Genomic DNA, 10,974 nt, shown 5'->3' with positions numbered 1-10,974 from the left:
TACCGCACCGCACTGCGCAACGTGCTGGCCCACAAGGGCCGACTCCTGATGACGGCCCTCGCCGTCATGCTCGGCACCGCCTTCGTCGCCGGCACCATGGTCTTCTCCGACACCTTCGGCAAGGCCATGCAGGACAGCAACTCCAAGAGCTACTCCGACGTGTCGGTCCAGATCGTCGACCGGTCGGCCGGCTCCTCCGCCTCCGCCCGGGAGAAGAGCGAGACGAGCGCGGCCACCCTGACCGACGCCACCGTCCAGCAACTCGGCGCGCTCCCCGGGGCCGCCTCGGCCCGCGGCGTGGTCAGCGGCTTCACCGGCGTCGCCGACCGGAACGGCAACCTGATCGGCCAGGCCTGGACCGCCAAGGGCGCCAACTTCGCGCCCGGCGCGGACGGCAAGGACGTCCGCTACCCGATGGCGGAGGGTCAGGGCCCGAAGAAGGCCCAGGAGATCGCCCTCGACCGCAGGACCGCCGAGAAGGGCGGCTACAAGGTCGGTGACACCGTCCGGATCGCCTCCAACGGCCCGGTCGCCGAGGCGAAGCTCACCGGCGTCTTCACCACCGACGACCCGGTGGTGAACACCGGCGGCACGCTCACCCTGTTCGACCGCGCCACCGCCCAGCAGTTGCTGCTGGAGCCGGGCCGCTACAGCAGCGTCGTGCTCGCCGCCAAGCCCGGCACCACGGAGGCCGCGCTGCTCGCCGAGGCCCAGCAGAAGCTCCCGGCCGGCCGGCAGTTCGACGCCGAGACCGGTCAGCAGCTCAAGGACGACGAGCAGAAGATGATCACGAGCAGCACCGACGGCATGCGGACCATGCTGCTCGCCTTCGCCGGGATCTCACTCTTCGTCGGCATCTTCATCATCGCCAACACCTTCACCATGCTGGTCGCCCAGCGCACCAAGGAGCTCGCCCTGCTGCGGGCGATCGGCGCCAGCCGCAAGCAGGTCACCCTGTCCGTGCTGATCGAGGCCCTGGTGATCGGCGCCCTCTCGGCCGCGGCCGGCCTGGTGGTCGGCATCGCGATCGGCGCCGGGCTGCAGTCCGCCGTCCACTCGCTGAACGACGGCCTGCCCACCGGCGCGCTGGTGGTCAAGCCGCTGACCGTGGTGGTCACCCTGGTGGTCGGCGTCCTGGTCACCGTCCTCTCCGCGCTGCTGCCCGGGCTCCGCGCCTCGCGGATCGCCCCGGTGGCCGCGATGAGCAGCGGGGACCAGCCGACCAGCCAGAAGAGCCTGCTGGTCCGCAACATCATCGGATCGATCCTCACCGCGGGCGGCGGCGCGCTGGTCGCCTACGGCGCCTCCACCGGCAACGGCGACGGCCGCGCACCGGTCGCCCTCGGCGCCGGGGTCGCCCTGATCGGCGTCTTCATCCTGCTGCCGCTGCTCTCCCGCCCGGTGATCGCCCTGGTCGGCCCGGTGCTCGGCAAGCTGGCCGGTACGCCCGGCAAGCTCGCCCGGCAGAACGCGGTGCGCAACCCGCGCCGCACCGCCGCCACCGCCGCCGCCCTCACCATCGGTCTGACCCTGGTCACCGGCCTGACGGTGATCGGCGCCTCGGTCGGCGGAGCCCTCGACAAGGCCGTCACCAGCTCGATGAAGGCCGACTACCTGATCTCGACCGCGAACGACATGAGCCTGTCGCCGAAGGTCCCCGCCGAGGTCGCCAAAACCGCCGGAGTGACGGCCTCCTCGCCGCTCACCACCGTCTACTGGGACCTGAACGGCACCACCAAGTCGATCAGCGGCCTGGACGCGGACACCTTCGACCAGCTCGTCTCCGTCAAGCTGACCAGCGGATCCACCGCGGGCTTCGCCCAGGGCCAGGCCCTGATCGACACGGACGTCGCCAAGAAGAACAACGTCACCACCGGCTCGACCCTGACCGTCACCTACCCGGACCAGTCCACGGGCCGGCTGACCGTCGGCGGTGTCTACGAGTCGGGCGGCATGCTCGGCCCGGTGGTGCTGGCCAACAGCGAGATCGTCAAGCACGAGCCCACGCCGTACATCAGCGACGTCCTGGTCAAGGGCGCCGACGGTGCCACCGACTCGCTCAAGAAGGCGCTCAAGGACGCCACCGGCGCCAACCCGGTGATCGAGGTCAAGTCCAAGCAGGACGTCCGCGACGACTTCAGCCAGATCATCACCATCGCGCTGAACATGATGTACGGCCTGCTGGCGATGTCCGTGCTGGTCGCGGTCCTCGGTGTGGTCAACACGCTGGCCATGTCGGTCTTCGAGCGCAAGCGCGAGATCGGGATGCTGCGGGCGATCGGCCTGGACCGCAGCGGCATCAAGCGGATGGTCCGCCTGGAGTCGGTGGTGATCTCGGTCTTCGGTGCCGGCATCGGCGTGCTGCTCGGCTGCTACACGGCCTGGGGGATCCTCGGCACCCTGAAGTCCAGCATGGCGGGCCTGACCACGACGCTCCCCTACGGCCAGCTGCTGCTCTTCCTCCTGCTCGCCGGCCTGGTCGGCCTGGTGGCCGCGATCTGGCCGGCCCGCCGGGCGTCCAAGCTGGACATCCTGGAGAGCATCAAGACCGACTGACCCACCGGCGCCGGGCACCGCACCGGCGCCGCACACGGAAAGACCCCCACCGGAGGGTTCGGTGGGGGTCTTTCGCTACTTCTGTACTCCGCCCGGTCGCACGGCCGGCTGAGCACCACGGAGGTCGTGGTCCGGCGACGCTGCCGGGCGGAGGGCCTCCGACTCATTTCCCGGTGCTCCCACACCGGGATCTCAGTCGCTTACTTGCTGCTGGCGAGTTCCTTGTCGGCGGCCGGCTTGGCGGCCTCGACCGGCTTCGGCGCGGGCGCCGCGGCCTCCTGGAACGCCTCGAACGGCTTCTCCATCTGGGCCAGGCCGACGGCCTCGCGCTTCAGGAAGACCGCCAGCGTCCAGTCGGTGAAGACGCGCACCTTGCGGTTCATGGTCGGGACCATGGCGCCGTGGTACAGGCGGTGGAACCACCAGGCCGGACGGCCCTTCAGCTTGTACTTGCCGAAGAGGATCGCCACACCCTTGTGCAGGCCGAGACCGGCCACCGCACCGAGGTTCTTGTGCTTGTACTCGGCCTGCGGGAAGCCGCGCATGCCCGAGATCACGTTGTCGCCGAGGACGGCGGCCTGCCGGACGGCGTGCTGCGCGTTCGGCGGGCACCAGGCGCCCTCGCCCGCGGCGAGGTCCGGCACCTGGGCGTTGTCGCCGGCGGACCAGACGTAGTCGAAGCCCTTGACCTGCAGGGTCGGGGCGGTGTCCACGTGGCCGCGCGGGCCCAGCGGGAGGCCGAAGTTGGCCAGCACCGGGTTGGGCTTGACGCCCGCCGTCCACACGATGGTGGAGGCGTCCGCCTCGACGCCGTTCTTCAGCACGACGTGCTGGTCGACGCAGGAGTCCATCGAGGTCTCGATGTAGATCTCGATGTTGCGCTCTTCGAGCTTCTCCTTGGTCCACAGACCGAGGTCCGGGCCCATCTCCGGGAGGATGCGGTTGGCCGCCTCCACCAGGATGAAGCGCATGTCGTCACGGCTGACGGTCTTGTAGATCTTGGCGGCGTCGCGCGCCATGTCCTCGATCTCGGCGATCGTCTCGACACCGGCGAAGCCACCGCCGACGACGACGAAGGTCAGCGCCTTGCGGCGGATCGCCTCGTCCGTGGTGGACTCGGCCTTGTCCAGCTGCGCCATGACGTGGTTCCGGAGGCTGATGGCCTCCTCGACCGTCTTCATGCCGATGCCGTGCTCCGCCAGACCCGGGATCGGGAAGGTCCGGGAGACCGAGCCGGTCGCGACGACCAGGTACTCGAAGGGCAGCTCGTACGAGTCGCCGGCCGCCGGCTGGATGGTGGCGACCTTGCGGGCGTGGTCCACACCGGTGACAGCACCGGTGAGCACCTCCGCCTTCTTGAGGGCGCTGCGCAGCGGCGCGACGAGGTTGCGGGGCGCGACGTTGCCGCCGGCCGCCTCGGGGAGGAAGGGCAGGTACGTCATGTACGACCGCGGGTCGACGACCGTGACGGTCGCTTCGCCATAGCGCATCTTCTTGAGGATGCGCATCGCGGCATACAGGCCGACGTAACCACCGCCGACAATGAGGATGCGAGGACGCTCCGTGGTGCTCATATCCGAAAGTATCCAGCACCGTCCGGAGCAGCCTTCGTGAGGCCCGTCACAAGCTCCTGGACACCCTGTGCTACACTTCGCGGCCACTTTCTCGGCCCCGGGGAGCCGTCTCACAGCCCTCCCCGCCTCCCCGTGAGGCTACGGACCCGAACGGCCCTGCTGAGCAGCAACGATCCATGGCACGCCTGGGTTCCCGCGCGTGATTTCGATTTTCAAACCCCCACGGGGGCGTCACCTGCGATCCAGCGGGCGACACGACGGACAGGCCTTCGGTCCCACATTTCGGACGTAGCGGACCGGTCAGCGCGACGAATGGCTGGATCGCCATGTGAAGAAATTCACGAACTTTCTCGCAGGGCACCGGGCGCGCCCCGGCCCCGGAACCCCTTCGGGGGGTCCGGGGCCGGGGCGGTAAGCCTCGCACCGGGCTAGGAGGCGATACTCCAGGCGATGCCGTCCAGGATGTCGTGCTCGCTCACGACCAGCTCGGCGGCGCCGGTCCGCTCCATGATCTCCAGCAGCTCCAGCGCGCCGGCCGCGATGACGTCCACCCGGCCCGGGTGCATCGACGGGATGGCCGCACGCTCGGCGTGGGTGGCGGCGAGCAGCTCGGAAGCGATCCGGGCCACGTCCTCGCGGGTGATCCGCGAGTGGTGGATCCGCTCGGAGTCGTACCCGGGCAGGTCCTGGACGATCGCCGACACCGTGGTGACCGTCCCGGCCAGACCGACCAGCGTCGCCGCCCCGGTCAGCGGGACGACCTCCTCGGCCTTGTCCAGCTCGGCCCGGACGTGCGCCCGCGCCTCGGCGACCTGCTCCGCCGAGGGCAGCTCGGCGCCGCCGAAGTGCCGCTCGGTCAGCCGGACACAGCCGATGTCGACCGAGCGGGCGGCCCGGACGTCCTCGGCGCCGAGCACGAACTCGGTGGAGCCGCCGCCGAGGTCGAAGACCAGGTACGGCGCCGGGAACTGGCCGCCGGTGAGCTCCTTGGTGGCGCCGACGAAGGAGAGGTGCGCCTCCTCCTCGCCGCTCACCACCTCGGGCCCGACGCCCAGGATGTCGCGCACGCCCTTGGCGTACTCGTCACTGTTCTCGGCGTCCCGCGAGGCGCTGGTGGCCACGAAGCGGATCCGCTCCGGGGCCACCCCGAAGCCGGCGATCACCTCGGCGTACTCGCGGCAGGCCGCGAAGGTGCGGGCCAGCGCGTCCGGGTGCAGCCGGCCGGTCCGGTCCACTCCCTGGCCCAGCCGGTTGATCACCATCCGGCGGTCGAGGTCGGTGATCGCCCCGGTCTCCGGATCGAGGTCGGCGACCAGCAGGCGGATCGAGTTGGTACCGCAGTCGATCGCGGCGACCCGGGTGACACTCATGCGTCGGGCTCCTCGGCATTCTCCTGCGCGGCCCGCTTGGCGGCGCGTTCGGCGGCCTTCTGCTGCTTGGCGGCGATCACGGCCTCGTGGTCCTGCTGCTTGGCACGGTTCCTCGCGACCCGCTCGCCGGCGGCCTCGACCTCGTCGGGGGAGACGCAGGGGCCCTTGGCCCACCAGTCCTCCAGCATGCCGATCGCCTCGTCGCCGAGCGGGTTGACGCCCTCGCCGGCCGCCAGCGAGTGGCCGACCAGCACGTGCAGGCACTTCACCCGGTCCGGCATGCCGCCGGCGCTGGGGAAGCCCTCCAGCACCTCGATGGCGTCGCGGCGCGCGATGTAGTCCTCGTGCGCCTTCTGGTAGGCGGCGGCCAGCTCCGGGTCCTCGGCGAGCCGGGCGGTCTGCTCCTTCATCACGCCGTCCGCCTCCAGCGTGCCGATCAGCGAGGCGGCCTTGGGGCAGGTCAGGTAGTAGAGCGTCGGGAACGGCGTGCCGTCCGCGAGCCGGGGGGCCGTCTCCACGACGTCCGGGTTGCCGCAGGGGCAGCGGTGCGCCACCGAGCGCAGGCCGCGCGGGACCCGGCCGAGCTGTGCGGCGATGGCCGCGACGTCGGTGTCGGAGACGGAGGGGTGGTTCTCAGTGGTCATGGGGGGAGCTGGCTCCAGCAGGGGCAGGGGCGGGTGAAGAGGGCGGGGCGAGAGCGGCGGTGTCGGCGGCGTCCACCGAGTCCCAGACGCTCGCGTACCAGGGCTTGGCGGCCTTGGCCGCGCCGTCGGAGGGGGCGGGCGGGACGGCGGAGGACTGGGTGGCGCCCCGGCCCGCCGGATCCACCGCGATGTACGGGGTCTCCCCCGGCATCGCGTAGTGCAGCCGGCTGCGGGCCTGCGCCTTGACGTACTCCGGGTCCTGCCAGCGGGTCCTCTCCCGGCGCAGCTGCTCGACCTGTTGCCGGGCGTGCTCGGCCTTCGCCCGCTGGGCGGAGATCTCGGAACGCTGGGAGATGAACTGCCTGGTCGGGTAGGCCAGGATCGCGACCAGGGAGCAGAGCACCAGGACGAGGACGGTCGCCCGGCTCGTGAAGCGAGGCCGGGCGGCAAAGCCCGGGATCCTCCAGCCTGCCATCTCCCGTGTCCCCTCCTGATCGCGACGGTGCCCCGCCGTCCACCCTACGGGGTGAACGGCGGGGCACCGGTCAGGCTTGCGCTACTGGGCGCGATCGGCCCTCGTGACGGGCCCGGGCCGACGACTGCTCGGCCGCGCGGTCACTACTCGGCGGAGCGGAAGCGCGGGAACGCGCCGCGGCCGGCGTACTCGGCCGCGTCGTCGAGGATCTCCTCGATGCGCAGCAGCTGGTTGTACTTGGCGACGCGCTCGGAGCGGGCCGGGGCGCCGGTCTTGATCTGGCCGCAGTTGGTGGCGACGGCGAGGTCGGCGATGGTGACGTCCTCGGTCTCACCGGAGCGGTGCGACATCATGCAGCGGTAGCCGTTGCGCTGGGCCAGCTCGACGGCGTCCAGGGTCTCGGTCAGCGAGCCGATCTGGTTCACCTTGACCAGCAGCGCGTTGGCGGTGCCGGTCTCGATGCCCTTGGCCAGGCGGGCCGGGTTGGTGACGAACAGGTCGTCGCCGACCAGCTGGACCTTGTCGCCCAGCTTGACGGTCATGGCCTTCCAGCCGTCCCAGTCCGACTCGTCCAGCGGGTCCTCGATGGAGACCAGCGGGTACGCGGCGACGAGCTCGGCGTAGTACTCGATGAGCTCGGCGGCGGAGAGCGCCTTGCCCTCGAACTGGTAGGCACCGTCCTGGTAGAACTCGGAGGCGGCGACGTCCAGGGCGAGCGCGATGTCCCGGCCGGGCACGTAACCGGCCTTCTGGATGGCCTCGGTGATGAGGTCCAGGGCCTCGCGGTTGCTGTCCAGGTTCGGCGCGAAGCCGCCCTCGTCGCCGAGGCCGGTGGACAGGCCGCGCTCCTTCAGCACGCCCTTGAGGGTGTGGTAGACCTCGACGCCCCAGCGGACGGCCTCGGAGAAGGACTCCGCGCCGATCGGAGCGATCATGAACTCCTGGATGTCGACGTTGGAGTCCGCGTGCGAGCCACCGTTGAGGATGTTCATCATCGGGACGGGCAGGACGTGGGCGTTCGGGCCGCCCAGGTAGCGGAACAGCGGCAGGTCGCTGGCCTCGGAGGCGGCGTGCGCCACGGCGAGCGAGACGCCCAGGATCGCGTTGGCGCCGAGCGAGGACTTGTCCGGCGTGGCGTCCAGGTCGAGCATGGCCTGGTCGATCAGGCGCTGCTCGGTGGCGTCGTAGCCGACCAGCTCGGGGCCGATCTGCTCGATGACGGCCAGGACGGCCTTCTCCACGCCCTTGCCGAAGTAGCGGTTCTTGTCACCGTCGCGAAGCTCCAGCGCCTCGAAGGCACCGGTGGAGGCACCCGACGGGACAGCGGCACGGCCGGTGCTGCCGTCGTCGAGGCCGACCTCGACCTCGACCGTGGGGTTGCCACGCGAGTCGAGAATCTCACGGGCTACGACGACATCGATGGACGGCACGAGGCATCTCCTAGCGGAAGCAGGTTCGGCTGACGATGGGTGCTGTCGGCCGGATGGTTGCGGAGTCGTTACGACCAGAGCCTAACCGCACGGGCTCCCGGGACCACGTCGACCTCGGTCCCGTCTCAGCGTGTGGCCGGGCTACCCACCGGTAGTTCACCTGGTTGTCCCACGAAATGCGGCCGGATGCGGACGAAGGGGGCCGAACCGGCCCCCTTCGTGGCGTCACCGCACGGGGAGTCACCACACGGGCGGTCAGCCGAGATCGAGCTGCTGGCCCGGGAGGATCATGTTGGGGTCGGTGCCGACGGTGCCGCGGTTGCCGTCGTACAGCGTCTGCCAGCCGCCCTCGACGCCCTGGGCGGCGGCGATCGTCGACAGGGTGTCACCGGACTGGACGGTGTAGCCGTGCCCGGTGCGCTGCTGGGCGGCGACCGCGGCCGGGGCGCCGTGGGCGGCGGGGCGGCTGTCCTGGCCCGCGTACCCGCTCGTCTGCTGGGCGGCCTGCTGACCGGCGTACTGCTGGTAGACGCTCTGGTGGCTGGTCCAGTACCAGGCGCCGTCGCTCTGGTACCAGAAGACCTTCGCGTCGGCGTCCCAGCCCGGCTGGCCGGCGAAGCCCGGAGCCCGGTCGTCCTGCTGGGCGGGCTGCTGGGCGGCGGGCTTCGGAGCCTGCTGCTGGGCCGGCTTCTGGGCGGGCTTCTGCGCCGGCTTCTGCGCGGGCTTCGACTGGGCCGGCTTGGCGGCGGCCGTCGGCTCGGCGTCCGAGGAGGTGTCGACCGAGGCCGCGGCCCCGCCCTTGGCCAGGCCCGCCTTCTGGGAGCAGACCGGCCAGGCGCCCGGCCCCTGCGAGGCGAGGACCTTCTCGGCGACCGAGATCTGCTGCGCCCGGCTGGCCTGGTGGGCCTGCGGCGCGTACGAGGTGCCGCCGAACGCCTTCCAGGTGCTGGAGGTGAACTGGAGGCCGCCGTAGAAGCCGTTGCCGGTGTTGATGCCCCAGTTGCCGCCGCTCTCGCACTGGGCGACCGCGTCCCAGGTCGAGGCCGGGGCGGCCGAGGCGCCGGTGGCGGTGAGGAGCGGCAGGGCGAGTCCGACGCCGGCCACGCCGGCAACGGCGATGGCCTTCTCGGTCTGGGTGCGACGACGGTGACGGCCGGTTCCGACGAAGAGCATGGGGAAGTCCCTCTCCGCACGCCTGCGAGGTGAGCTGTCGGGTTCGGACCGGGAGGTGGCCCGGCCGCACGACGCGGACGCCTTCTGCCCGCGCGGGCGGCTTCACCCCAAGCCGTGGGGGACGGCAACAAACCTGGTTCCCCCGCCCCTGCCCAAGGGTTCTGGTCGGTTTCCCGTAACGCGGCGGGCAGGATTCGGCGTTCCGCGCACGAGGTCCGCAGCTGCGAACTCCAGGGAGGGTAGACAGATCCTCACATCAATAACAAGCTCATATCGCAGGTATCACACATAAATTACGGCGCGTGGCCGATCGCCTACCAACGACAGGGCTATGTCCGGTTTGATGCTGATTCATACCCGCTGATAGGGCGTGTCGGCGACACCCCGTCAGCGTGTCGCGGTCTCGGCGCGACGAGATCGAGACACCGCCGGGGGTCGCCGGACGGATTTGCTCAGAGCCCGTCCACCGGTGCCGCGGAGGGCTTCTCGGGGGTGAATTCCACCGGGAGATCGCGCAGTCCACGCATGATCAGGCCACCGCGCCAGCGGAGCTCCTCCGGGCTAGCGGCGAGTCGCAGATCGGGCAACCGGGTGAGCAGGGTGGTGAGCGCCGCGCGCCCCTCCAACCGGGCCAGCGGCGCACCGATGCAGTAGTGGATGCCGTGCCCGAAGCCGAGGTGCGGGTTGTCCGTCCGGGCCAGGTCGAGGGTGTTCTCGTCGGCGAACCGCGCCGGGTCCCGGTCCGCCGCCGCGAGCACCACCAGCACCGGATCGCCGACCGGGATGTCCACGCCGCCGATGGTCAGCGGGCTGGTCGCGAACCGCCAGGTGGCGAGCTCCACTGGACCGTCGTAGCGCAGGAGTTCCTCGATACCGGTCTCCAGCAGCGCGGTCTCGCCGCGGGCGATCGAGTCCTGGAGCAGCGCCCGCTGCCCGGGGTTGCGCAGCAAAGCGTAGGTGCCGTTGCCGATCAGGTTCACGGTCGTCTCGAACCCGGCGAAGAGGAGGATGAAGGCCATCGCCGCGGCCTCGTTCTCGGTCAGGTGCTCACCGTGGTCGCTGGCCCGGATCAGCCCCGAGATGAGGTCGTCGCCGGGATCGGCCCGCTTGCGGTGGATCAGCTCCGCCAGGTAGGCGCGCATCCGCTTGACGGCGCGTCCCACCCCGCCGCGCTGCCCGCTGCCATGGCGGATCATCATGCCCGCCCAGTCCCGGAAGTCGTCCTGGTCCTCGGCCGGCACGCCGAGCAGGTCGCAGATCGCGTAGATCGGCAGTGGGAAGGCGAACTCGTGGATCAGGTCCGCCGAGCCGCGCTCCGCGAAGCCGTCGATCAGCCGGTCGGTGAGCTGCTGCACCCGGGGCTCGAACTCCGCCACCCGGCGCGGCGTGAACGCCTTCGAGACCAGCCGGCGCAGCCGGGTGTGGTCCGGCGGGTCGATGTTCAGCAGGTGGGTCATCAGATTGGCCTGGCGCTCGCCGGGGATGCCGACCCGGCCGCTGCGGTGGGCGTGCCCGCTGTGGTGGGCCGGGTCCTTCGAGAGCCGGCTGTCGGCGAGCGCCTGCCGGGCGTCGGCGTACCTGGTCACCAGCCAGGCCTCCACCCCGCTCGGCAGGGTGGTGCGGTGCACCGGTTCGTGCTCCCGCAGCCACGCGTACGCCGGGTACGGGTCGGCGGCGAACTCCCAGGTGAAGAGCGGCGGGCGGGCTGAATCGGGCTGAACTGGCATGTGTCGACCGTATCCGGTGGGGAAC

At 70.9% G+C, this 10,974-nt stretch carries 8 protein-coding genes and 1 riboswitch; of the genes, 1 reads left to right on the top strand and 7 read right to left on the bottom strand.

Annotated features, from left to right (window positions below):
• Nucleotides 1-2,556: ABC transporter permease (locus tag ACZ34W_RS31850; RefSeq protein ID WP_465609034.1), on the top strand; the 2,556-nt coding region annotated here is incomplete at its 5' end.
• A gap of 200 nt (nucleotides 2,557-2,756) precedes the next feature.
• Here the strand turns inward: ACZ34W_RS31850 and ACZ34W_RS31845 are convergent.
• From ACZ34W_RS31845 to ACZ34W_RS31815, 7 genes are all read right to left on the bottom strand, one after another.
• Nucleotides 2,757-4,130, bottom strand: coding sequence for an NAD(P)/FAD-dependent oxidoreductase (locus ACZ34W_RS31845; protein ID WP_329489347.1), 1,374 nt, complete (start codon nucleotides 4,128-4,130; stop codon nucleotides 2,757-2,759).
• A 428-nt stretch (nucleotides 4,131-4,558) separates the two neighbouring features.
• Entirely contained in the window at nucleotides 4,559-5,500 is a 942-nt protein-coding gene (locus ACZ34W_RS31840; RefSeq protein ID WP_329489346.1) for a Ppx/GppA phosphatase family protein, read from the bottom strand.
• A complete protein-coding gene (locus ACZ34W_RS31835) occupies nucleotides 5,497-6,162 on the bottom strand; it encodes a DUF501 domain-containing protein (RefSeq protein WP_380390315.1) in 666 nt (221 codons plus the stop codon). The genes ACZ34W_RS31840 and ACZ34W_RS31835 overlap by 4 nt, the downstream gene beginning before the upstream one ends.
• Nucleotides 6,134-6,619, bottom strand: a complete 486-nt coding sequence (locus ACZ34W_RS31830; protein ID WP_465609031.1) for an FtsB family cell division protein — start codon at nucleotides 6,617-6,619, stop codon at nucleotides 6,134-6,136. The genes ACZ34W_RS31835 and ACZ34W_RS31830 overlap by 29 nt, the downstream gene beginning before the upstream one ends.
• Before the next feature lie 143 nt (nucleotides 6,620-6,762).
• Entirely contained in the window at nucleotides 6,763-8,049 is a 1,287-nt protein-coding gene (gene eno, locus ACZ34W_RS31825; protein WP_329489343.1) for a phosphopyruvate hydratase, read from the bottom strand.
• Nucleotides 8,050-8,304: 255 nt separating this feature from the next.
• Nucleotides 8,305-9,222: a transglycosylase family protein gene (locus tag ACZ34W_RS31820; RefSeq protein ID WP_465609029.1), complete on the bottom strand. Its 918-nt coding sequence runs from the start codon at nucleotides 9,220-9,222 to the stop codon at nucleotides 8,305-8,307.
• 5 nt (nucleotides 9,223-9,227) lie between these two features.
• Nucleotides 9,228-9,400: riboswitch (cyclic di-AMP (ydaO/yuaA leader) on the bottom strand.
• Between the two features lie 274 nt (nucleotides 9,401-9,674).
• The gene (locus ACZ34W_RS31815) at nucleotides 9,675-10,949 is read right to left on the bottom strand and encodes a cytochrome P450 family protein (RefSeq protein WP_329489341.1); all 1,275 of its coding nucleotides are present in this window, start codon (nucleotides 10,947-10,949) and stop codon (nucleotides 9,675-9,677) included.
• Nucleotides 10,950-10,974 lie beyond the last annotated feature (25 nt).

The organism is Kitasatospora sp. NPDC022856 (assembly GCF_055561235.1).
Note: the sequence above shows the minus strand (reverse complement) of the source record. Positions and strands in the feature narration are given on the sequence as shown.